The 22,873-nt window shown below is 72.7% G+C and carries 22 protein-coding genes; 14 read left to right on the plus strand and 8 right to left on the minus strand.

Going from position 1 to position 22,873, the window contains the following annotated elements; translation table 11 throughout:
* Positions 1 to 83: 83 nt before the first annotated feature.
* The 5 genes from DEU32_RS11930 to DEU32_RS11950 all read left to right on the plus strand — a co-directional run bounded on the left by DEU32_RS11930 (position 84) and on the right by DEU32_RS11950 (position 4,407).
* A complete protein-coding gene (locus tag DEU32_RS11930) occupies positions 84 to 725 on the plus strand; it encodes an MBL fold metallo-hydrolase (protein WP_114850729.1) in 642 nt (213 codons plus the stop codon).
* A gap of 65 nt (positions 726 to 790) precedes the next feature.
* Complete coding sequence (locus tag DEU32_RS11935; RefSeq protein ID WP_114850730.1) at positions 791 to 1,471, plus strand: HAD family hydrolase; 681 nt, start codon at positions 791 to 793, stop codon at positions 1,469 to 1,471.
* Between the two features lie 67 nt (positions 1,472 to 1,538).
* Positions 1,539 to 2,021, plus strand: a complete 483-nt coding sequence (locus DEU32_RS11940) for a GNAT family N-acetyltransferase (RefSeq protein WP_254631442.1) — start codon at positions 1,539 to 1,541, stop codon at positions 2,019 to 2,021.
* Between the two features lie 68 nt (positions 2,022 to 2,089).
* Positions 2,090 to 2,713 (plus strand): TetR/AcrR family transcriptional regulator, encoded by a 624-nt coding sequence (locus tag DEU32_RS11945; RefSeq protein WP_220152780.1) that lies wholly within the window; start codon positions 2,090 to 2,092, stop codon positions 2,711 to 2,713.
* Complete coding sequence (locus DEU32_RS11950) at positions 2,710 to 4,407, plus strand: MDR family MFS transporter (protein WP_114850731.1); 1,698 nt, start codon at positions 2,710 to 2,712, stop codon at positions 4,405 to 4,407. Before DEU32_RS11945 ends, DEU32_RS11950 begins: the two co-directional genes overlap by 4 nt.
* A gap of 262 nt (positions 4,408 to 4,669) precedes the next feature.
* On the opposite strand, the gene DEU32_RS11955 is transcribed toward DEU32_RS11950, so the two are convergent.
* Positions 4,670 to 5,677 carry a LacI family DNA-binding transcriptional regulator gene (locus DEU32_RS11955; RefSeq protein WP_258554859.1) on the minus strand — a complete coding sequence of 336 codons (1,008 nt, stop codon included), beginning with the start codon at positions 5,675 to 5,677 and terminating at the stop codon, positions 4,670 to 4,672.
* Between the two features lie 177 nt (positions 5,678 to 5,854).
* Here DEU32_RS11955 and DEU32_RS11960 point away from each other — a divergent pair, with 177 nt between their 5' ends.
* The 4 genes from DEU32_RS11960 to DEU32_RS11975 are packed head-to-tail and all read left to right on the plus strand — an operon-like array spanning position 5,855 to position 10,139.
* Positions 5,855 to 6,886, plus strand: coding sequence for a nucleoside hydrolase (locus tag DEU32_RS11960; protein WP_114850732.1), 1,032 nt, complete (start codon positions 5,855 to 5,857; stop codon positions 6,884 to 6,886).
* Complete coding sequence (locus DEU32_RS11965) at positions 6,883 to 8,301, plus strand: MFS transporter (protein ID WP_220152782.1); 1,419 nt, start codon at positions 6,883 to 6,885, stop codon at positions 8,299 to 8,301. Before DEU32_RS11960 ends, DEU32_RS11965 begins: the two co-directional genes overlap by 4 nt.
* Positions 8,298 to 9,155 (plus strand): ribokinase, encoded by an 858-nt coding sequence (locus DEU32_RS11970; RefSeq protein WP_114850733.1) that lies wholly within the window; start codon positions 8,298 to 8,300, stop codon positions 9,153 to 9,155. Before DEU32_RS11965 ends, DEU32_RS11970 begins: the two co-directional genes overlap by 4 nt.
* A gap of 48 nt (positions 9,156 to 9,203) precedes the next feature.
* A complete protein-coding gene (locus DEU32_RS11975) occupies positions 9,204 to 10,139 on the plus strand; it encodes a Ppx/GppA phosphatase family protein (RefSeq protein WP_114850734.1) in 936 nt (311 codons plus the stop codon).
* 16 nt (positions 10,140 to 10,155) lie between these two features.
* Here DEU32_RS11975 and DEU32_RS11980 read toward each other — a convergent pair whose 3' ends face one another.
* Positions 10,156 to 10,761: an antibiotic biosynthesis monooxygenase gene (locus DEU32_RS11980; protein WP_114850735.1), complete on the minus strand. Its 606-nt coding sequence runs from the start codon at positions 10,759 to 10,761 to the stop codon at positions 10,156 to 10,158.
* 57 nt (positions 10,762 to 10,818) lie between these two features.
* On the opposite strand from DEU32_RS11980, the gene DEU32_RS11985 reads away from it, so the two are divergent.
* Positions 10,819 to 11,319: a DUF6328 family protein gene (locus tag DEU32_RS11985; RefSeq protein ID WP_114850736.1), complete on the plus strand. Its 501-nt coding sequence runs from the start codon at positions 10,819 to 10,821 to the stop codon at positions 11,317 to 11,319.
* Here DEU32_RS11985 and DEU32_RS11990 read toward each other — a convergent pair.
* Entirely contained in the window at positions 11,316 to 12,269 is a 954-nt protein-coding gene (locus DEU32_RS11990; protein WP_114850737.1) for a Ku protein, read from the minus strand. The genes DEU32_RS11985 and DEU32_RS11990 overlap by 4 nt on opposite strands.
* Before the next feature lie 94 nt (positions 12,270 to 12,363).
* Between DEU32_RS11990 and DEU32_RS11995 the strand changes: the two genes are divergently transcribed.
* From DEU32_RS11995 to DEU32_RS12005, 3 genes are all read left to right on the plus strand, one after another.
* Positions 12,364 to 12,918: a hypothetical protein gene (locus DEU32_RS11995; protein ID WP_114850738.1), complete on the plus strand. Its 555-nt coding sequence runs from the start codon at positions 12,364 to 12,366 to the stop codon at positions 12,916 to 12,918.
* A gap of 104 nt (positions 12,919 to 13,022) precedes the next feature.
* Positions 13,023 to 13,913, plus strand: a complete 891-nt coding sequence (locus DEU32_RS12000; protein WP_114850739.1) for an SDR family oxidoreductase — start codon at positions 13,023 to 13,025, stop codon at positions 13,911 to 13,913.
* Entirely contained in the window at positions 13,910 to 16,408 is a 2,499-nt protein-coding gene (locus tag DEU32_RS12005; protein WP_114850740.1) for an ATP-dependent DNA ligase, read from the plus strand. The genes DEU32_RS12000 and DEU32_RS12005 overlap by 4 nt, the downstream gene beginning before the upstream one ends.
* A 317-nt stretch (positions 16,409 to 16,725) precedes the next feature.
* Here DEU32_RS12005 and DEU32_RS12010 read toward each other — a convergent pair whose 3' ends face one another.
* The 3 genes from DEU32_RS12010 to DEU32_RS12020 form a co-directional block, all read right to left on the minus strand.
* Complete coding sequence (locus DEU32_RS12010) at positions 16,726 to 16,905, minus strand: hypothetical protein (protein WP_114850741.1); 180 nt, start codon at positions 16,903 to 16,905, stop codon at positions 16,726 to 16,728.
* Between the two features lie 10 nt (positions 16,906 to 16,915).
* The gene (locus DEU32_RS12015; RefSeq protein WP_147281459.1) at positions 16,916 to 17,908 is read right to left on the minus strand and encodes a sugar phosphate isomerase/epimerase; all 993 of its coding nucleotides are present in this window, start codon (positions 17,906 to 17,908) and stop codon (positions 16,916 to 16,918) included.
* Positions 17,909 to 18,058: 150 nt separating this feature from the next.
* Positions 18,059 to 18,742, minus strand: a complete 684-nt coding sequence (locus DEU32_RS12020; RefSeq protein ID WP_208738881.1) for a fumarylacetoacetate hydrolase family protein — start codon at positions 18,740 to 18,742, stop codon at positions 18,059 to 18,061.
* A 195-nt stretch (positions 18,743 to 18,937) separates the two neighbouring features.
* Here DEU32_RS12020 and DEU32_RS12025 point away from each other — a divergent pair, with 195 nt between their 5' ends.
* Positions 18,938 to 19,309 (plus strand): hypothetical protein, encoded by a 372-nt coding sequence (locus tag DEU32_RS12025; RefSeq protein ID WP_147281460.1) that lies wholly within the window; start codon positions 18,938 to 18,940, stop codon positions 19,307 to 19,309.
* A 95-nt stretch (positions 19,310 to 19,404) separates the two neighbouring features.
* On the opposite strand, the gene DEU32_RS12030 is transcribed toward DEU32_RS12025, so the two are convergent.
* Entirely contained in the window at positions 19,405 to 19,947 is a 543-nt protein-coding gene (locus tag DEU32_RS12030) for a hypothetical protein (protein ID WP_114850745.1), read from the minus strand.
* Between the two features lie 101 nt (positions 19,948 to 20,048).
* The gene (locus DEU32_RS12035; protein WP_114850746.1) at positions 20,049 to 22,520 is read right to left on the minus strand and encodes a phosphoketolase; all 2,472 of its coding nucleotides are present in this window, start codon (positions 22,518 to 22,520) and stop codon (positions 20,049 to 20,051) included.
* Between the last annotated feature and the right edge of the window lie 353 nt (positions 22,521 to 22,873).

Here is a 22,873-nt window from a genome sequence, read left to right on the forward strand (position 1 = left end):
CCGTCCACCGGCCACGTCGGGACTGAGCGTGCCCTCAGCCCGTCTCGGGACGACCGTCCGCGCGACGGGCGTTGACTGGGGGCATGCAGTTGACGAAGTACAACCACGCCACGGTCGTCCTCGAGCGGGACGGCGCCACCCTCGTCGTCGACCCCGGTGCGTTCACCCCGGAGGCCGCCGACCTCGTCCGCTCGGCCACGGCCGTGCTCGTCACCCACGAGCACTTCGACCACCTCGACGTCGACGCCGTCCGCGCCGGACTCGAGGCGAACCCGGACCTGGTCGTCCGCGGCCCGCAGCCCGTCGTCGACCAGCTCGGCGCACACGACGGACGCGTCGGAGCGGTCGCCGCGGGCGACGCCTTCACGGTCGGCCCCTTCGCGGTCCGGGTCTTCGGCGAGCAGCACGCCGTGATCCACCCGGACGTGCCGGTCATCCCGAACGTCGGCTACCTGGTCGACGACGCCGTGTTCCACCCGGGCGACTCGTACCTGGTCCCCGGTGTGCCGGTGCCGACCCTGCTCATGCCGACGAGCGGGCCGTGGACGCACATGGTCGAGGCGGTCGACTACGTCCGCGCGGTCGCGCCGGACCGGATCGTGCAGATCCACGAGGCGATGCTCAGCGACCTCGGGCAGCAGTCCACCGCGCGGTTCCTCGGGCCGGAGGTGCTCGGCAGCGTCCCGGTGACGATCCTGCCCGCGGGGGAGAGCATCACGGTCTGAGCCGCGCCGGTCCCGGTCGCGTCGGGCTGAGTCGCCGCTCCCGCTCGGGGGTGCACGCTGGACGGATGGCTGATGCTCCCTCGACCGCGGTCCTGTTCGACATCGACGGGACCCTCGCCGACTCCAACTACGCGCACGTCGATGCCTGGTGGCGGGCGTTCCGCGCCGCGGGGGAGTCCGTCGACGCGTGGCGCATCCACCGTGCCATCGGGATGGACTCCGGACGGCTGCTCGACGAGCTGCTCCAGGAGGCCGGCGACGACGTCCGCGACCAGGCGGAGCAGTTCCACACCGCGTACTACGCCGAGCACGTGCCGCAGCTCCGCCTGCTGCCGGGGGCCCGCGAGCTGCTCGAGGATGTCGCCCGCCGCGGACACGCCGTCGTCCTCGCCACGAGCGCGCCTGAGCACGAGCTGGCCGCGCTGCGGGAGCTGCTCGACGCGGCCGCGTGGGTGACCGCCGAGACGAGCTCGGAGGACGTCGACGAGGCGAAGCCCGCGCCCGGCATCGTGCAGGTGGCGCTCGACAGGGTCGGGGTCGACGCGGAGCACGCCGTGATGGTCGGCGACGCGATGTGGGACGTCGAGGCGTCGGGGAAGGTCGGGCTGCCGTGCGTCGCGGTGATGACCGGTGGCATCGGCGGCGACGAGCTCCGGCGAGCGGGAGCGGCGGCCGTGTACGACGACGCCGCGGCGGTGCTGCGGGCGCTCCGCGACGGCGAGGGGCCGATCGCCGCGCTGGCCTGAGCGGGCGGATGCTGGTGCGGCGGTCGCCGGGCCGCCGCGGGTCCCGCCCGTGGGAGGATGGTCGATCGTGATCACGATCGAGCGCGTCGCCTGGGAGGACCCGCGTGGTGTGGCCCTCCGCGCCACCATGGACGAGGAGATGCACGAGCGCTACGGCGCCGGGCACCGGGACGAGGACCCCGCCGTCACCGCCGAGCGCGACCGCGTGCTGACGGTCGACCCGGCCACCGTGATCACCTCGCTCCTCGCCGTCGACGAGGACGGCACGCCCCTCGGGCACATCGCGGTCCGGTGGCTCGGTGACGAGGTCGAGCTGAAGCGCCTCATCGTCCTCGCCGCCGCCCGGGGCAAGGGTGCCGCGACCGCCCTGCTGTCCGAGGGTGAGCAGGTCGCGCGCGAGGCCGGTGCCGCCCGGGTCATCCTGCAGACCGGGGACAAGCAGCCCGAGGCCGTCGCGCTCTACCGGAAGACCGGCTGGCAGCAGATCGACGTGTACGAGCCCTACGCCGCCACGATGCCCTGGTCCTACTGCTTCGCGAAGGCGCTGTGACCGGGCGGTAGCCCAGCTGTCCCCGGCCTTTCGTTGCACTTTCAGTAGCAGAGTGCAATTCTTGCTCGGTGAGCACCACCGAACGCACCCGCGCGCTGCGCCGACGCATGGTCGTCGAAGCACGCCGGGCGACCATCGAGCACGGGCTGCACGGCTTCACGATCGAGCAGCTCTGCGAGACGGTCGGGGTCTCCCGTCGCACGTTCTTCAACCACTTCGCCTCGAAGGACGACGCCGTGCTCGGCATCGAGCAGGGTGCGACGGAGGAGCTCCTCGCGGCGTACGCGTCCCGGTCCCTGATCCCGACCGAGGTCGACCCGCTCGGGTCGATCGTCGCGCTCGCGATCGAGCAGATGCACGTCGTCGGGCTCGACCGTGCCGACGAGGCCCTGGTCCGCCGCGTGTTCGAGCGGGAGCCGGTGATGGTGGCGAAGTTCCTCGCCGCCGCCGACGTCCAGCTCGCCGCGGTCGGTCGGGCCGTCCGGCAGCGGTTCGGCTGGACCGACCCGGGCGACCGGCGCGCCCAGCTCGTCGCCGAGGCCGCCGCGGGCCTCCTCAAGGTCACCGCCGGCACCTACTTCGACGACGCGTTCGACGAGTCCACGGGCCCGACGTTCGACGCGTTGCTCACCGAGAACCTCCGCCAGTTCAGGGCGGCCGTCACCACCACCGGACAGGACCACACCGCATGAGCGCGACCGCGCAGGGCACGAAGCGTGCCCGACCCGGATCCGACGGGCCGCTGCTGCTGACGCAGCGCCGCATCTGGATCATCTTCTCCGCCCTGATCGCCGGGATGCTGCTGTCGAGCCTCGACCAGACCATCGTCTCCACGGCGATGCCGACCATCGTCGGGGAGCTCGGCGGCGTCGCGCACCAGGCCTGGCTGACGACGGGTTACCTGCTCGCCTCGACCATCGTGATGCCGATCTACGGCAAGTTCGGCGACGTCCTCGGCCGCCGCAACCTGTTCCTCGTCGCGATCGCGCTGTTCACGATCGCGTCGGCCGGGTGCGCCTTCGCGGGCGACTTCACGCAGCTCGTGGTGTTCCGCGCGATGCAGGGCCTGGGCGGCGGCGGGCTGATGATCCTGTCGCAGGCGATCATCGCCGACATCGTGCCGGCCTCGGAGCGCGGCAAGTACCTCGGGCCGCTCGGTGCGATCTTCGGGCTCTCGGCGATCGGCGGCCCGCTGCTCGGCGGCTTCTTCGTCGACCACCTCACGTGGAACTGGGCGTTCTACATCAACATCCCCGTCGGCATCGCCGCGTTCTTCGTCGCCTGGTTCGCGCTGACCCTGCCGACCAAGAAGGCCGAGAAGAAGATCGACGTCCTCGGCGTCGTGCTCATGTCCGCCGCGACGACCTGCCTGGTGTTCTTCTCGGAGTTCGGCGGCAGCAAGGACCACGGGTGGGACGCCCTCGAGACGTGGGCCTGGTTCGCCGGCCTCGTGGTGGCGGCCGCGCTGCTCGTCCTCGTCGAGTCGCGCGTCGAGGACCCGGTGCTCCCGATGTCGTTCTTCCGCAACCGCACGTTCCTGCTCGCGACCGGCATCGGCCTCGTGCTCGGGATCGGCATGTTCGCCGCGATCGGCTTCGTGCCGACGTTCCTGCAGATGGCGTCGGGCACCTCGGCCGCGGTCTCCGGCCTGCTCATGCTGCCGATGATGGTCGGCCTGATCGGGACCTCGATCGCGTCCGGCAACCTCATCACGAAGACCGGCCGCTACCGGCTGTTCCCGATCGCGGGCACGGTGCTCGTCGCCCTCGCGATGCTCGCCATGACGCAGCTCGCCGCGGACACCCCGATCTGGCTGATCTGCACGTACCTGTTCGTGTTCGGCGCGGGCCTCGGCCTGATCATGCAGGTCGTCGTCCTCGTCGCACAGAACGCCGTCCCCGCCGAGCAGGTCGGCACCGCGACCTCGACGAACAACTACTTCCGCGAGGTCGGCGCCTCCCTCGGCACGGCCGTCTTCGGTGCGCTGTTCACCGCCCGGCTCACCACGTCGCTCACCGACGTCTTCCGGGGTGCCGGGGGTTCGGCGACCGACGCGGCGTCCTCGGCCGGGAGCATCGACCCGGCCACGGTCGCGAAGCTGCCCGAGGCCGTGCAGGACGGCATCGTGAACGCCTACGCCGACTCCCTGGCGCCGGTGTTCTGGTACCTGCTGCCGTTCATCGCGATCGCGTTCCTGCTCGCGCTGTTCCTGCCGCAGATCACGCTGTCCGACACGGCCGGCATGGTGGCCCGCGGTGAGGCCGTCGGCGGCGCCGAGGCCGACGAGCTCGAGCGGGCCCAGCGGGCCGGCCGGGCGGCGGGTGTGGACTCGAACGTGGATGCCGACGCCGGCGCGGACTCCGCCGGGTCGCCGAGACGCCGCTGAGTCACCGAGACGCCCCCGTTCCCGGGGGTGTCTCGCCGTTCCGGGGGCGTCTCGCCCCGACGGGGCCGTCTCGCGCCGGTCGCCGGATCGGCACCCCACCGGACGGGAGGCGCGTGGCGGGCCCGCCACGTGCCTCCCGTCCGTCCGCGCCCCCACCCGAACGGCCCGAGACGCGCGCTGGCGGACGCGACTTGCGCCCGCGGACGCGAGTCGTGTCCGCTGAGCCGAGTCTCGGCCCTGCCGGGCGCGCGGTGCGCGCCGTTCAGCCGCCGGTGCTCGCCCGCCGCACCAGGCGCGTCGGGAGCGCGACCGGCTCGGCCGCCGTGCCGTCGACCGCCGCGAGCAGCCGGAGGGCTGCGGCGCGTCCGAGTTCCGCTCCCGGCAGTGCGACGCTCGTCAGGGCCGGCGCGGTGACGGAGGACGAGGGCAGGTCGTCGAAGCCCGCGACCGCAAGGTCCTCCGGGACCCGCAGCCCGGTCGCGGCGGCGACGCGGAGCACGCCGTACGCCAGGGTGTCGGCGGCGGCGACGACCGCGGTGACGCCGTCCTCGTGCCAGGCCTCGAGTGCGTGCTCCGTCGCGGCTGCGGCGGCGTCCACCGTCAGGTCCGCCCGGGCGCCGAGCTCGGACACGGTGATGCCGGCGGCTTCGCAGGCCTCCTGGAACAGACGGTGCCGGACGCCGAAGGTGGCGACCCGTGCCGTACCGTCGAGGTACGCGACCCGCTCGTGCCCGCGCTCCCGCAGGTGCGCGACGAGTTCCGCGACGCCGGAACTGAGGTCGTAGTCGACCGCGACGGCGCCGGCCGGGGCGTCCGGGGCGTCGAGCAGCACGACGGGGACGGCGGCGTCGAGCGACTCACCGGCGGCCGGGGCGTCGACCAGGATGCCCGCCGGCCGGAGCCGCTCGAAGCGCCGGAGGTCGCTCGTGGCCGGCTGCGCGCCGCGCTCGGTGACGGAGAGCACGAGCTGGTACCGGTCGCCCAGGGTGTCCCGGACGCCCCGGATGACCTCGGCGAAGAAGGGGTTCGACAGATCGGGGGCGATGAGCACCACGAGGTCGCCCGTGCCCCTCGCCAGGGAACTCGCCGCGTGGTCGACCACGTACCCGAGCTCGTCCACGGCGTCGCGCACCCGCGCCGCGATCGGAGCGGAGACCCGGCCACGGTCCTTGCCGTTCACGACGAGGGACACCGTGGCGATGCTCGTGCCGGCGCGTTCGGCCACCATCGCCGCGGTCACACGGCGGGCCGGGACGGCGGAGGATGGCACCCGTCGAGCCTAGCGACGCACGCGGCCCGGCAAGCCGAGAACCGCTCGGGGAGTTGACGTCAAACGCTTGACGTGTTTCCATGTCAAACGCTTGACGCGCCGCGCCGGAGTTGGTTCCTCCACGACGCGGACCCCACCGCGTCAAGCACAGACCTCCCGGTCGTCCAGCACCCCCCGATGAAGTGGAGCCCCACGGTGTCCGATGCGACGAAGCAGAAGATCATCCTCGACTGCGACCCCGGCCACGACGACGCCGTCGCCATGATCCTGGCGCACGGCAGTCCGGCGATCGAACTGCTCGCCGTGACGACCGTCGTCGGCAACCAGACCCTGCCGAAGGTCACCCGCAACGCCCTCGCGGTCGCACGCATCGCCGGGATCACCGGGGTGCCCTTCGCCGCCGGCAGCCCGCGCCCGCTGCTCCGCGAGATCGAGGTCGCCCCGGAGATCCACGGCGAGAGCGGCCTCGACGGCCCGATGCTGCCCGAGCCGGCCTTCGCGCTCGACGAGCGGCACGCGGTCGACCTGATCATCGACACGGTCATGGCGCACGAGCCCGGCACCGTCACGATCGTGCCGACCGCCGGCCTGACGAACATCGCCCTCGCCGTCCGCAAGGAGCCGCGCATCGTCGAGCGCGTCAAGCAGGTCGTGCTCATGGGCGGCGGCGTGCACGTCGGCAACTGGAGCGCGGTCGCCGAGTTCAACATCGTCATCGACCCCGAGGCCGCGGACATCGTCTTCCGCGCCGGCTGGGACGTCGTCATGGTCGGCCTCGACCTCACGCACCAGGCGCTCGCCACCCCCGAGGTCGCCGCGCGCATCGCCGCCGTCGGCACCGGCCCGGCCGCGTTCGTCGGGGAGCTGCTCGACTTCTTCGGCAAGGCCTACGAGGACGCGCAGGGCTTCGACTCGCCGCCCGTGCACGACCCCTGCGCCGTGGCGTACGTCATCGACCCGACGATCGTGCGCGCCGTGAAGATGCCGATCGCGATCGAGACCACGGGCACGCACACGCTCGGCATGACGGTCGCCGACCTCCGTGCACCGGCGCCCGAGGACTGCCGCACGAGCGCCGCGATGGAGCTCGACCACGAGCGGTTCTGGGACCTGGTCGTCGACGCCCTCGAGCGGATCGGCGAGACGCCGGACACCGGGTGGACGCCCCGTGCCGGCGCCGACGCCGAGACCGTCGCCACGGAGGCCTGAGCACCGTGACGACCACCTCGACGAAGAAGTCGACCGTCGCCCTCACCGCCGCCCTGCTCGCGGCGTGCATCGCGTTCCAGCTCAACGCGAGCATGCTCAGTCCGGCCCTGGTCACGATGGCGCGCGATCTGCGTACCGACGACGCCACGATCGGCCTGTCCCAGACGCTGTTCTTCACGCTCGCCGCACTGTTCTCGCTGTTCCTGCCCCGTCTGTCCGACATCGTCGGGCGGAAGCGCGTGCTCCTCGGCATGCTCGCGGTCATGCTCGTCGGCAGCGTCGTCGCCGCACTCGCCGTGAACGTCCCGATGCTCTTCGCCGGCCGCATGATCCAGGGCGTCAGCGGCCCGGTCGTGCCGATCGGGCTGCTCATCCTGCGGAACGAGATCGCCGACCCGAAGCGGTACGGCGCGGCCCTCGGGCTGCTGACCGCGGTGAACGGCGGCATCGCGGGCGTCGACGCGCTCGCCGGCGGGTGGATCGCCACGAACTTCGGCTTCCGCGGCATCTTCTGGGTGATCGCCGTCGTCACCGTGGTCGCGACCGTGATGGTCGCCGCGTGGGGCGTCGAGTCGAAGCCCTCGGCCGGCACCCGGATGGACTGGTGGGGCGTGCTGCCGCTGGTCGTCAGCGTCGGTGCCCTCCTGACCGCGTTCAACGAGGCCGGCAAGCTCGCGGCCGCGGACTGGGCACTCGTGGTCGGCGCGGTCGTGCTCGCCCTCGTCGCGTTCTGCGTGTTCTGGGCCGTCGAGTCCCGTGTCCGCGAACCCCTGGTCGAGACGCGGTTCCTCAGGCGTCGGGCGACCTGGGCGCTCCTCGTGACGACCCTGCTCACGATGACCGGCGTCTTCGCGGTCGTGAACGGCCTCGTGACGAGCCTCGCGCAGAACCCCGAGGTCGGCTTCGGCATGGAGCCGGACCTCGCCTCGCTCGCGTTCCTGACGCCCTACGCGCTCGTCGGCTGGGTGGTCGGACCCTTCGCGGGACGGCTCGCGCCGACCCTCGGCTACCGTGCCGTGCTCCGCGTGGGCCTGGTCGGCAGCATCGTCGCCACGGTCGTGATGGCGATCGTCGGCGTGCACTCGCTGCCGGTGCTCGTGGCGGCGACGGTCCTGATCGGCATCACCTACGCGGGCATCGCGAACATCATCCTGAACGGCCTCGGCATCGTGCTCTCGCCGGACTCGAACCCCGGGTTCCTGCCCGGTCTCAACGCCGGTGCGTTCAACCTCGGCGCCGGCATCAGCTTCGCGGTCCTGCCGGCGCTGCAGATCGCCCTCGGGACCGGAGGGTCCGCCGGGACCTCCGGGTACTCGGGTGGCATGCTCCTCGGAGCCGTGATCACCTGCGCGGCCCTCGCCACGTCCTTCCTCATCCCGCGCCCGGCCTCGGCCGAGACAGGAGCCACCGCATGAGCGGCATCGTCGTCGTCGGGAGCCTCAACGCGGACCTGGTGGTCCGCACCGAGCGCTTCCCCCAGCCCGGTGAGACCCTGCACGGGTCCGACCTCGCCACCCTGCCCGGCGGCAAGTCCGCCAACCAGGCGGTCGCAGCCGGGAGGCTCGGGGGCACCGTGCGCATGATCGGTGCGGTCGGCGACGACGGGAACGGTCGACTGCTCCGCGACTCCGTCGCGGCTGCCGGGGTCGACACCACGCACGTCGCCGTCCGTGAGGGCGTGCCGACCGGCACCGCCGTCATCACGGTCGACGCCGCCGGCGAGAACACCATCGTGGTCTCCGGCGGCGCGAACGCCACGCTCACGCCGGACGACCTGCCCGCCGACGCCTTCGACGGCACCGGGGTGCTCGGCCTCTGCCTCGAGGTCTCGATCGACGTCGTGCTCGCGGCCGCCCGCGCCGGACGTGCCGCGGGCGCCACCGTGCTGACGAACCTGTCGCCCTTCGGTGCCGTGCCGCAGGAGCTCCTCGACCTGACCGACGTGCTCCTCGTCAACGAGCACGAGTCGGTCGCGCTCGGAGACCACGGTGTCGCCCGGTCGATCGTGACGCGGGGTGGCGACGGCTGCGTGGTGCACGACGGGGACGCCGAGTCGGTCGTGGTCGAGGCCGTTCGGGTCGATCCGGTGGACACCACGGGCTGCGGCGACGCGTTCATGGGGGCCGTGGCGCTCCGACTCGACGCGGGGGACTCCCTCGTCGACGCGGCCCGGTTCGCCGTCGGCGTCGGGGCGTACGCCGCGACGGAGCCGGGCGCCCAGGCGTCCTACCCGACCCCCGCCGAGCTGGAGCGCTTCCTGCGGTCCTGACCCGCGCCTCCCGTCCGCCCTCCCCGCCCCTCCCACTAGCGTGGTGGCATGCGCGTGGGAGTCCTCGACATCGGGTCCAACACCGGCCACCTGCTCGTGGTGGACGCCCACGGCGGGGCGGCGCCGCTGCCCGCGTCGTCGTACAAGCAACCGCTGCGCCTCGCCGAGCACCTCGACGAGACCGGCGCGGTGACGCCCACCGGGGTCGACGCCCTCACCGCGTTCGTCGCCGCGTCCGTCCGCGTCGCCGAGGACCGCGGGTGCGAGGACATGCTCGCGTTCGCGACCTCGGCCGTCCGCGACGCCGTGAACTCCGACGCGGTGCTCGCACACGTCGAACGGGAGACCGGCGTCGAGCTCGCAGTGCTGTCCGGCGGCGACGAGGCCCGGTTGACCTTCCTGGCCGTCCGCCGCTGGTTCGGCTGGTCCGCCGGACGCCTCGCGGTGTTCGACATCGGCGGAGGTTCGCTCGAGATCGCCGGCGGCGCGGACGAGGCACCCGACGTCGCGTGGTCGATGCCGATCGGGGCCGCCCGACTCGCCCGCTCGTACTTCGCAGCGGGCACGCCCTCCGACGACGACGTCCGCCGCATCCGACACGAGATCCGCGTCGCGATCGCCCGCGACGCCGGGCTGCTGCTGCGCGCCGGGCGGCCGGACCGTGCCGTCGCGACGTCGAAGACCTTCCGCTCGATCGCCCGGATCTGCGGGGCCGCGCCGTCCGGGGACGGGCCACTCGTGCCACGGGCGCTCGACGGCGCCGAGCTGCGGCGGTTGCTGCCGTCGCTCCTGACCAAGTCGGTGACCGAGCTCGCCGCGCTGCCGGGGGTCTCGCCGAGCCGGGCGCACCAGGTCGTCCCGGGAGCGCTCGTCGCCGAGGCGTGCCTGGACATCTTCGACCTGCCGGCGCTCGAGATCTGCCCGTGGGCCCTGCGCGAGGGCGTGATCCTGGAGCGCCTCGACCAGCTGTCGGTGCTCGGCTGAGGGTGCTCGGCTCGCGCTACCGCTCGCGCGGCGGGGCGAGGAGCCACGGGCGGATGAGCTTCGTCACTGACGGGAGCACCCAGAAGGTCATGATCGGCGTGAGCACGAGCGTCGTGATCAACACGCGGGGCAGCACGGCCAGGTGCCCGAACGCCGGCACGAGCCAGCCGACCAGGTAGGTGAAGGCCAGGTTCACCGGGAAGAAGCCGAGCCAGATGCTCACGGCCTGCTTCCACCGCGGTGGGGCGCTCGAGGCGGGTGCGTCCTGCGGGGCGTCGAACCAGCCCTCGATGCCGGTCCGCTTCTCGACCCGGGACTCCACGACGAGGTCCCGGCCGCGGTCGAGCCACCGGAGCCGGTCGTCGGAGTTCTCCCACGTGGCGAGTTGCTCGTGGTCGGCGAACCGGTAGAGCATGTGCCACTCGTGGCTCGTGGCGTGCGACCGGACCCACCCGGAGCCGAGGAAGCCGGGGTAGCGGTTCGCCAGGTTCACCCCGGACTGCACCCAGGCGGTGGCGTCGGGGATGCGGTCGGGTTCGACGAGGCGGGTGATGGACACGGTGACGGGCGGGCCGGCGGTCACGGATGACGACTGCGGGCTCCAAGGCTCTTGTGGAGTCATGTGGACAGTGTCGCGGAGTCGTGTTTCGGGTGCGTGACGCCGCAGTAGGTTCTGGGCATGAGCGACGTCAGCGGTGGAGCCCGGGACACCGAGCGCGGACGGCACGAGACCCCGACCGAACGCTGGGACCGGAACTGGTCGGACATCCAGCAGGAGCTCCGGATCGTGCAGACGGGGACGCAGATCCTCGCCGGGTTCCTGCTGACGCTGCCGTTCCAGCAGCGGTTCACGATGCTCAGTCCGAGCGAGGAGGTCGTCTACCTCGTGCTGGTGGCGCTCGCGGTGGTCATCACCGTCGTCGCGCTCTCCGCCGTCTCCGCGCACCGGCTGGTGTTCCGGCAGCGGCAGAAGCACGACCTGGTGCGCGCCGGGAACGCGCTGCTCATCGCGGCGCTCGCGGCGAGTGCCCTGCTGTTCTCCGGCACGGTGCTGTTCGTGTTCGACGTCGTGATCGGGGACGTCGGCGGCGTGGTCGGGGGTGTCGTGGTGTTCGTCGGGACGGCGGCGCTGTGGGTCTCGATCCCGCTCGCGCTGCGGAGGACGAGCCGGGACGGCTAGCTGGCCTGCTTCTTCGCCGCCGGCTTCTTCGCGGCGGTCTTCTTCGCGGCCGGCTGCTTCGCCGGCGCCTTCTCTGCGGTCGCGGTCGCAGTCGCCTTCTTCGTGGTGGACCCGCCGCCCGCCTTCCGCGAGCCGGACGACGGACGCGACCCCGATCCTCCCGACCGCTTCTTGTCGACGGACGCCCGCAGGGCGGCCATCAGGTCGATGACGTCGCCACCCTCGTCGTCGTCGGAGGACGCCTGCTCGCCGAACGTCTCGGCGGTGTCGACGTCGTCACCGGCCTCGAGCTTCGCGTCGATGAGCTGCTGCAGTTCCTCCTGGTAGGCGTCGGTGTAGCGGTCGGGGTCGAAGTCGGTGGACATGCTGTCGACGAGCGAGGACGACATCTTCAGCTCGTTCGCGCTGACCTTGACCGATGCGTCGAGCGACGGGAACTCGGCCGCCCGGACCTCGTCGCCCCACAGCAGCCCCTGCAGCAGGACGACGTCGTCGTGCACACGGAGCACGCCGAGCCGGGTCTTCTGCCGGAGCGTGAACTGCACGATCGCGAGACGATCGGTCTTCGCCAGCGTCTCCCGGAGCAGCACGTACGCCTTCGGGGAGCGGGAGTCCGGCTCCAGGTAGTACGACTTCTCGAACATCATCGGGTCGACCTGGTCGACGGGCACGAACTCGAGGACCTCGATCTCGTGCGACTGCTCCTGCGGCAGCTGCTTGAAGTCGTCGGCGGTGAGCACCACGGTCTTGTCGCCGTCGTCGTAGGCGCGCTGGATGTCGGCGTACTCGACCTCGTGGCCGAACTCGCACGCGCGCTTGTACCGGATGCGGCCCTTGTCCTCGTCGTGGACCTGGTGCAGGGAGACGTCGTGGGTCTCGGTCGCCGCGTACACCTTGATGGGCACGTTGACGAGCCCGAACGCGATGGAGCCCTTCCAGATCGACCTCATGCGCAACATGATGCCCGCGGGGGTGCGGACGGGTCCTCAGTTCCGAGCGGATCGGCAGGTGTGGACGGGCGGCCGAGGGCGTAGGGTCGCGGGCATGACGGGGGACCAAGCGACGACGCAGCGGACCGACGGCTCGCGGACGGTGGACGACGACCGCATCGACGCCGTGGGGTGGTGGCAGCTGGTCGGGCTGGCGATGGCGGGCGCGGTCGTGCCGGGGATCGTCCTCGCGACGCTGCGTGGCCCGATGCCGTGGACGGCCGCGATCGTGCTCGGGCTCGCCCTGGCGGTCGCACTGCCCGCGTCGCTGGTGTGGAACTGGTCGCGCCGTGGTGGCCGGGCCGCGGTGGCGACGACCCGGCGGTGGGTCCGGGGCGGCAGCGTGCCGTCGGACGTCCCCGACGCGGTGTGGCGGCCCCGCGTGCAGCGGTGGCTGAGCGAACTCGGGCGCCGGCGGGTGAGCGGCTGGTTCGCGATCGTGGCCGCCGTCCTGTGGGCGCTCACCGCGCTGGCCGGATCGACCGACAACTGGGGGCTCGTGCTGGTGTGGGCCCTCATCGCCGCGGTCGGGCTCCTGGGGGACCGGGGCGACCGCGCTGCAGCGGAACGCCTGCTCGCTGCGCCGGCCCGCACGCCCGATCGGGCCTGAGACCCGCGCCCTCCCGCGTGCCCGATCGGGCCTGAGACCCGCGCCCTCCCGCACGCCCGATCGGCGCTGAGACCCGTTCCCGCCCGCGCGAGCACCATGGGCCCATGAGCCAGCTCGACAAGCAGGACCCGCGTTCGCAGTTCCCCCGACCGCCGTTCCCGCCGCAGACCCAGCAGGGGTCCGGGCTGGCGAGCGCGATGGACCCGCAGCCCGACCACGGCGAGACGAGCTACCTCGGCACGGGACGGATGCCCGGCTACCGCGTGCTCGTCACCGGCGCCGACTCCGGCATCGGCCGGGCGGCGGCGATCGCGATGGCGAAGGAGGGCGCCGACGTCGCCCTGAACGCCCTGCCCGAGGAGCGCGAGGACCTCGAACAGGTCCGCGACGTGATCGGCGACCTCGGGCGGAAGGCCGTGCTGCTGCCGGGTGACCTGACCGACGAGGAGTTCTGCGGCTCGCTGGTCCGGGACGCCGTCAGCGAGCTCGGCGGGCTGGACGCCTTGGTGCTCGTCGCAGGGCACCAGCAGGTGCACGAGGACGTCACCGAGCAGTCCACCGAGGACTTCGACCGGACGATGAAGGTCAACCTGTACTCGCTCTTCTGGCTCGTCCGCGCGGCCGTCCCGCACATGGCGCCGGGGAGCGCGATCGTCACGACGAGCTCGGTGTCGGCGTACCAGCCGCAGGACCGGATGATCGACTACGCCGCGACGAAGTCCGCCATCATCACGTACACGAACGGTCTCGCCCGGCAGCTCGCGGCGCGGGGGATCCGCGCGAACACGGTCGTCCCCGGACCGGTGTGGACGCCGCTCCAGCCGGTCAGCTACCCGGGCGACGAGATCGCGGCCTACGGGCAGGACACCCCGTTCGGGCGCCCGGCGCAGCCCGTCGAGCTCGGCGGCGCGTACGTGTACCTGGCGGGCCCGGAGTCGTCGTACACGTCCGGCAGCACCCTCACGGTGGCGGGAGCAACCGGAGTCGCGCTGTGAGCCCCGTCTCCCGGCGCACGACGGTCCAGGTCGGGGACCGCCGCATCGCGCTGTCCAACACCGACAAGGTCCTGTACCCGGAGAGCGGGACGACCAAGGGGCAGGTGATCGCCTACTACGAGCGGGTCGCGCCGTGGATGATCCCGCACGTCAAGGACCGTCCGGTGACGCGGAAGCGCTGGGCGAACGGCGTCGACGGCAAGGTGTTCTTCGAGAAGAACCTGCCGGACTCCGCGCCCGACTGGATCCGGCACCACACCATCGCGCACAAGGAGCACGACACCGAGTACCCGGTCGTCGACGACCTGCCGACGCTCGTGTGGATGGCCCAGCAGGCCGCGCTCGAGCTGCACGTGCCGCAGTGGCGGTTCGGTCCGCGCGGTGGCCAGCAGCACCCGGATCGGCTCGTGCTCGACCTGGATCCGGGTGAGGGGGTCGGCCTGCCCGAGTGCGTCGAGGTCGCGGTCGCCGCCCGTGAGCTCCTGCAGGGCATGGGCCTCGACCCGTACCCGGTGACGTCCGGCTCGAAGGGCATCCACCTGTACGCGGCGCTGGACGGCCGGTCCACCGCGCAGCACGTCTCGGAGGTCGCGCACGAGCTCGCGAGGGCGCTCGAGCAGGACCTGCCCGACCTGGTGCTGTCGTCGATGAGCCGCGCGGAGCGCGCCGACAAGGTCTTCGTCGACTGGTCGCAGAACAACGGCAACAAGACGACGATCGCGCCGTACTCGCTGCGCGGCCGGGACCGGCCGACGGTCGCCGCACCGCGCACCTGGGACGAGCTCACGTCGCGCGGACTCGCCCAGCTCACCCTGGACGAGGTGCTCGACCGCCTGGAGGAGCGTGGGGACCGCCTGCACCCGGTCGCGTCCGCCTCGCTGTCGGTCGGGAGGCCCGACTCGGGTCACTGGGACGGCGACCGGACCCAGCGTGCGAACGACGCGGAGCAGCCGGGTCGCGACCGTCTCGCCGCGTACCGCGCGAAACGGGACGCCTCGAAGACACCGGAGCCGGTCCCCGAGGACGCACCGACGGTCCGGAAGGACGGCACACCGACGTTCGTGGTCCAGGAGCACCACGCGACCCGGGACCACTACGACTTCCGGCTCGAGCACGACGGGGTGCTCGTCAGCTGGGCGCTCCCGAAGGGCGAGCCGACCGACCCGGGGAAGAACCACCTCGCGGTGCAGACCGAGGACCACCCGCTCGAGTACGGCGGCTTCGAGGGCACGATCCCGCACGGCGAGTACGGCGCCGGCACGGTCACGATCTGGGACGACGGCACCTACGAGCTCGAGAAGTGGCGGGAGGGCGAGGAGGTCATCGTCACCCTGCACGGGCGGACGAACGGGAACCGGCGACTCGCGCTCCTGCACACCCGTGGCCGCGGTCGCGGGAAGGACGGCGACGAGAAGAACTGGTTGATCCACCGGACGAAGGAGCAGCCGTCGCGGACGCCCGACGAGGGCGGGGCCGCACCGAGCAGGGGCTCGGGCTCAGCGTCGGACGGGGCTGGGGCGACCACGCCGACCGAGCGGCGCCCGATGCTCGCGTCGCCGGTGTCGGGCACGCCGTCGTTCGACCCCGACGCGTGGGCGTTCGAGATGAAGTGGGACGGCGTCCGGGCGCTCGCCACCGTGCGGGACGGCGCCGTGACGCTCCGGAGCCGGAACGGCAACGACCTGACCGCGCAGTACCCCGAACTCCAGGAACTCGCCGACCGAGCAGGGGTCGACGGGGTGTTCGACGGCGAGGTCGTGGCGCTCGACGACGCTGGCCGCCCGTCGTTCCAGCGGCTGCAGGACCGGATGGGACTGACGCGGAAGCGCGAGGTCGACGCGGCGCAGGCGACCGCGCCCGTGCGTTTCCTGCTCTTCGACGTCCTCGAGGCCGACGGTCACGACCTCGTCCGGCTCGGCTACGACGCCCGTCGGGACGCCCTGACGACGGTCGTCGATCCCGGCGGTGCGATCGAGGTGCCGCCGGCGTTCGACGGGGACTTCGACGCGGCCGTCGCGGAGTCCGCCCGGCTGCGGCTCGAGGGGGTCGTGGCCAAGAAGCGGCGCTCCCGGTACACCGAGGGGGGCCGGTCCGAGTCGTGGGTGAAGGTCAAGCACCTCGCCGCGCAGGAGGTCGTCGTCGGCGGCTGGAAGCCCGGGGCCGGTCGCCGCGCGGGTGGGATCGGCTCGCTGCTGCTCGGGGTCCCCGGGCCGGACGGACTCGAGTACGTCGGCAAGGTGGGGACCGGGTTCCGCGACCGCGACCTCGACGAGATCGCGGACGTGCTCCGCTCCCGGGTCCGGAAGACCTCCCCGTTCGTCGACGTCCCCCGACCGGACGCCCGGGACGCGCACTGGGTCCGCGCCGACCGGGTCGGCGAGGTCGTGTTCGCCGAGTGGACGGCGGACGGGCGGCTGCGCCAGCCGTCGTGGCGGGGGTGGCGGCCGGACAAGGACCCGGACGACGTCGTCCGCGAGGCCGGACCCGACACGTGAGGAGACGACCCGTGCGCCGGATCAGGGAACGCACGGGCCGCCGTCGAGGCACCGCGACCGGGACTTCAGGGAAGCCCGGCCACGGTGCGTCCGAGGCCCGGGTCACCCACGATCCCGGACCGCCGGGACCCCCACGGTCCCGGAACACACTGCTGTGACGAGTCGAGTCGCCGGATCGTCACACCCGATCGGAAGTTCTTTCCGCGGCATCGTCCCGCACACGGACGGACCGCCCGGGAGCAGGTGCTCCCGGGCGGTCCGTCGATGTCGTGCGGTCCGACCGTCAGTGCCGGTCGTCCGTCAGTGCCGGTCGTCCGTCAGGCGGCGGGGGCGGGACCGTCCGCCGGGGCGGCGTCGTCCGCCGCGGGCAGGTCCTCGTCGATGAGTTCCTCCTGCTCGGGCAGGTCGACCTCGGCTGCGGCTGCCTTCGCCTCGTCGATGGACTCCTGCGACCGGCGGAGGAGGTCGTCGTCTGCTGCTGGTGCGTGATCCGTCATGACGGTGACGCTACGCCGGCGCCCCTGTGTCGGCGTCGCGCCGCGGCAGGTGCATCCCGGTCGTCGTGTCGATCGCGGGGCCGACGGCGGGTGCGGACGACGGCTCGAAGTCGACGGCCGAGGTCGGCGCCGGGGTCGACGGCATCGCCGGAGCCGCCGGTTGCCCGACCGCGTCGGCCGCGTCGAGCACGGCGCGGGTGGCGGCGGCGGCCGTCCGGAGCGCGTCGGCCAGGGGCATCGCCCGGTGTGCGTCCGTCCGGACCTCGACGCCCCAGGGTTCGTCGTGCCCGAGGTCGCGGGTGATCCGGACCAGGCCGGGCAGGTCCCACGCCCCGGCACCGGGCAGGTGCCGTGCGGAACGGGCTTCCTCGGCCAGGGTCAGGCCCGCCGGTGTGTGCAGGAGCCCGTCGCTCAGCTCCACGGCGCCGAGGACCCCCGGGGTGAGCGCCTGCGCGATCGAGGCGAGCGTCGACCCGCCACGGAGCGTGTGCATGGCGTCGAGGAGCACGGCGCCGTTCGGGTGGCCCGCGGCCGTGACGAACCGCGCCGCCCGCTCGAGCGTCGGCAGGTTCGACCACGGTTCCGGCTCGAGCAGGAGCTGCGCGCCGACCTTCTCGGCCTGTGCGGCGAGGTCCACCCAGTCGTCGACCATGGCGACGGGCGACACGGCTGCGACTCCGCTGTCGGCGCGGGCGACGACCTGCCACGCACCGAGCGCGGACGCGGCCTCGAGCAGGACGCCCCGGTCGGCCTCGTCGTCGGTCGAGCGCTGCGGCGACGACCACCATCGGTCGAGGGGGCCGAGCTGGACCCAGACGATCCCCGCCCGGTCGAGCACCCGCCGGAGCGCGGCGAAGCCCGTGGTCGCCCGCACCTCGTGCAGGTCGTCGAGCGACAGGGACAGCCCGGAGAACCCGGCGTCCCCGACCGCCCGGACCCGTTCGGCGACGGGAGCGTCGCCGGCCCAGGTCCCGGACGTCGCGAGCAGGTCGTGTTCCTGCACGGTGCACCTCCTGGCTCCGGACACCCGCCGTCGCCCCGTCGCAGTGCTGGTGTCCTGGTGATCCCGGCGCAGCTGGTCCCCGCGCGCCGTGCACCATGTGTACGCCGTCCACCTCGACGGGCTCCCAGCGGGCTCGCGCCGGGCGGCGGCTCAGACGATGCGCGTCGTGACCGAGCCGACCCCGGCGATCCTGCCCTCGAGCCGCTCACCGCGCGCCAGGGGTCCGACGCCGTCCGGGGTCCCGGTCATCAGGAGATCGCCCGGCGCGAGGGCGACGAAGCGCGAGAGTTCGGCGATCGTCTCGGCGACCGACCAGATCTGGTCGGCGAGGTCCCCGGACTGCCGCAGCTCGCCGTCGATGTGCAGCGTGACCGCTCCCGTCGTCGGGTCGACGTCCGCCGCGGGGACGAGCCGGCCGATCGGTGCCGAGGCGTCGAACCCCTTCGCGAGGTCCCACGGCCGACCGAGCCGCTTGGCCTCGGCCTGCAGGTCCCGCCGGGTGAGGTCCAGCCCGACCGCGTACCCCCAGACGAGCTCGAGCGCCCGGTCGGCCGGCACCTCGCTGCCACCCGCTCCGAGGGCGACGACGAGTTCGACCTCGTGCTCGAGCCGGTCAGTCTGCGGCGGGTACGGGGTGTCCCCGTCGTCCGTCACCAGGGCGCTCGCGGGCTTGGTGAAGAAGAACGGCGGCTCGCGGTCCGGGTCGTGGCCCATCTCACGGGCGTGCGCGGCGTAGTTCCGCCCGACGCAGTACACGCGGCGGACCGGGAAGCGGCCGCCGGTCGAGGTCGGCAGCGTCGGCTGCTCGGGCGGGTCGATGACGAGGTCGGACACCCGCCCACCCTGCCACGTGGACGGCCAGGACGGGGGCCCGTCGCCGACGGGTGGGCTGACGCGGCGGGTCGGGGTCCTCCGAACAGCGGACTGAGCGGCCGTCGCGGTCGGTGCTAGCGTCCGGACGTGGCCACAGGGGACCACGCCCGGTCGGCCGGGCTCGGTCGATCGCGACATCTGATGAGGGGATCCACGATGAACGTTCCTGCACGACGGTCAGCGCAGCGGGTGGGGCGGGCGAGGCGACTCGGCGCCCTGCTCCTGATGGCGACGACCGTGGTGGCGACGACCACGGTGATCGGCGGGCCCGCGCAGGCTGATCCGTACGGTTCGCCGCTCACCTTCGGCTGTGGCAGCAAGACAGCCCAGATCAACTGGAAGAGCACCGGCACCGTGCGGCTCTTCGGCGGTCCGGACCGAGAGACGGCCGGCAACAACCTGCTCCGGGAGGTCACGAAGAGCGGCTCGTACAGCTTCAACTCCGGGTACCGCACGTTCACGTTCCAGTTCGGTGCGACGAACGGCCACATCACGAGCATCAAGGAAGTCTGCGTGTCGCAGTCGTAGAGCGGCACCGCCTCCGGTCCCGGCCCGGCGTTCCTGACGCGCGGGCCGGGCCGGAGACCACCTCGGCAGCTGCGTCTGCAGGCGGGCGGACGCGATCATCCCTCGCCGACGCTCGCCTCCCACCGCAGCCGGCGTGCCCGTGCGCGTTCCTCGCGCTCGCGCCACTCCCGACGGGCAGCCGCCAGCCGCTCCGGGCCGCCCTCGGCGCGCAGGAGCGGGCCGCAGTGCGGATCGGCGAGTAGCGAGGGGTAGTTCCGTTCCATGCGGTCGAGCCGCCGCTTGAACTCTCGGTCGTCGATGTCAGAGATCATCGTCCTGCTCCTCTTCGTCCGGCTGCCGGTGTGCGGCCGGTTCGTCGAGGCGCGCGAGCGCCTCTTCAACCCACTTGTCGTCGTGGTGACCCAGGACCGGCTCATCAGCGCCTGGGCCATCAGTGCCGCGCGTTCGCGCTCCGTGACGTCTGCGGAGAGCGCCCGGTCGGCGACCCACGACCAACGCTGCCACCACAGGTCCCGATGCACCGAGAACGCTGCATTTCGCCGGGTCCGCCGCCCCTCGACCACCGTCACGACGATGCCGATCGCCGCGATCACGGCGCCGGTCAGCGCCCCGACCAGTCCTGCCACCCCGATGCCCATGGCCCCACCCTGACGACACAGGACCGGCCACGCGTCGGGCGTGACCGGTCCTGTGGAGGCGAGTCGTGCCTCCAGGCCGTGTGGAGGACGACGGACGTGCGTCAGGCGCCGGGGGCGGCCCCCTCGGACTCGCCCGCACCCGGGTCGCCGCCGGTGCCGCCGTCGGTCGGCTCGTCCTGCGGCCACCCCGCGAACTGCCACCCGGCGACCGACGGGTGGTCCTCACCGCGGGAGTACGCGAACGCGCGGGCCGCGTCACGGGCCTCCGAGAGGGTCGTGAGCAGGTCCGCGTGCGCCGTCGCGTCCACCCGGCTGAGCGCGTCGTGCGCCAGCGCGAAGCGGTCCATGTCGTTGCGGATGAGCATGTCGAACGGCGAGGTCGTCGTGCCCTGCTCGAGGAACCCGTGCACGTGCAGGTCGTCGTGCCCGTGCCGACGGTACGTCAGCTGGTGCACGAGCGACGGGTACCCGTGGAAGGCGAACACCACCGGCGTCCCCGGCAGGAAGACCTCGTCGTAGCGTTCGTCGCTGACGGGGTGCTCGTGCTTCCGCGGGTCACCGAGGGACAGCAGGTCCACGACGTTGACGAAGCGGACCCCGACCTCCGGCGCGTGGTGGCGGATGATGTCGGCGGCCGCGACCGCCTCGACCGTCGGGACGTCCCCGGCGCTCGCGATCACGACGTCGGTGCGACCGACGGTCTGCTCGGTCCCGGCCCAGTCCCACACGCCGAGCCCGGCCGCGGCGTGCGCGGTCGCGTCCTCGAGCGACAGGAAGACCGGCTCCGGGTGCTTGCCGGCCACGATGACCTCGATGCGGTCCGTCGTCTCGAAGGCGTGCGCGGCGACGGCGAGCAGGGTGTTCGCGTCCGCCGGCAGCTTGATCCGGACGAGGTCCTGCTGCTTGGACGCGACGACGTCGAGGAACCCGGGGTCCTGGTGCGAGAAGCCGTTGTGGTCCTGGCGCCAGACGTGCGACGACAGCAGGATCGACAGGTTCGACACCGGTGCGCGCCAGTCGATGTCGGTCGACGACTCGAGCCACTTGGCGTACTGGCCGACCATCGAGTCGATGATGTGGGCGAAGGCCTCGTAGGTGTTGAGCAGACCGTGCCGCCCGGTCAGGACGTAGCCCTCGAGCAGCCCCTCGAGCAGGTGCTCGGAGAGGACCTCGATGACGCGGCCGCGGGCGCCGAGGTGTTCGTCGCCGGGACCGCGGCGCGCACGCCAAACCCGGCTCGTCACGTCGAAGACCGCCTCGAGCTTGTTCGAGATCGTCTCGTCCGGGCCGAACAGCCGGAACGTCGAACCGTTCCGCGACGTCAGCTCGGCGAGCCACGGACCCAGCGTCGCCGTGGCGCTGGCGTCCTCGCCGACCGGCACCGCGTACGGCTCGAGCGGCGGCCGGTCGAGGGCCGTGCGGACGAGTCCGCCGTTGGCGTGCGGCGTCGCGCTCATCCGGCGGTCGCCCTCGGGACGGATCGTCGTGAGGATGCCGATCGGACGACCGTCCGCGTCGAAGAGCTCGTCCGGGCGGTAGGAGCGCATCCACTCCTCGAGCTGCTCACGGTGTCCGGCGTCCTCGCGGACCGCGGGCAGCGGCACCTGGTGCGCACGGAAGGTGCCCTCGACGCGCTCGCCGTCGACCTCCTGCGGGCCGGTCCAGCCCTTCGGCGTGCGGAGCACGATCATCGGCCAGCGCGGGCGGAGGTCCGCGGCACCGGCCGGCTGCCCGGCCGCCGCGCGCTCGGCCTGGGCCCGTGCGGCGGCCTGGACGTCGTCGATGGCGGCGAGGGCCCGGCGGAGTGCGCCGTCGAACAGGGCGTGCACGGCGTAGGGGTCGTCGCCGACCCGGGCGGAGTCGACGACGATCGGGTCGTACCCGAGGCCGCGGAAGTACGCGGTGAGGTCCTCGTCCGGGATGCGGGCGAGCACCGTCGGGTTCGCGATCTTCCACCCGTTCAGGTTGAGGATCGGCAGGACCGCGCCGTCGGACACCGGGTCGAGGAACGTGTGGGCCTGCCAGGAGCCGGAGAGCGGGCCGGTCTCGGCCTCGCCGTCGCCGACCACGCACGCGACGACGAGGTCCGGGTTGTCGAGCGCCGCGCCGTACGCGTGGGCGAGGGAGTAGCCGAGCTCACCGCCCTCGTTGATCGAGCCCGGCGTCTCCGGGGCCGCGTGCGAGGGGATCCCGCCGGGGAACGAGAACTGCCGGAAGAACCTCCGCAGGCCGTCGGGATCCGGGGTGATGTCGGGGTACAACTCGCCCCAGGTCCCCTCGAGCCAGGCGTTCGCGTTCATCGCCGGTCCGCCGTGCCCGGGGCCGCAGACGTAGAGCAGGTCGCGGTCGGTCTCGGTGATGAGCGCGTTCAGGTGCGCGTACACGAGGTTCAGTGCGGGGGAGGTGCCCCAGTGCCCGAGCAGCCGGGGCTTGACGTCGTCCGGGTCGATCGGGCGCGTCAGCAGCGGGTTGTCGAGCAGGTAGATCTGTCCGACCGTGAGGTAGTTCGCGGCGCGCCACCAGGCGTCGATCGCCCGGATCCGGTCCGTGGTCGCGATGTGTGCGGGGGCCATGCCCCCACGCTACGGAACGGGGGACAGGAACCGCCCAGGAAATCGGTCCAATCCGTTCGGTGGGGGGTGTCGAACCACCAGTACAACCCGGGAAGATCCCGGAGCGCTCACCAGCCGCAGTCAGCTGGTTCTCCACCCCCATGTGGGGTGTGTTCGGCGCGCATACAGGGATATCGCGCCGAGCGCGACCACGAAAGGAACGAACTCATGCGTAAGAGCCTGAAGACCTCGATCACCCTCGCCACCACGGGCGCCCTGGTGCTCGGTGGCGCCGCGTTCGGTGTGTCCGCCGCGCAGGCCGACGGCACCGTCCACACCGTCTCCTCGTCCTCGTCGAAGATCCCCGGCCCGGT

The organism is Curtobacterium sp. AG1037 (assembly GCF_003349855.1).
Taxonomy (GTDB): domain Bacteria; phylum Actinomycetota; class Actinomycetes; order Actinomycetales; family Microbacteriaceae; genus Curtobacterium; species Curtobacterium citreum.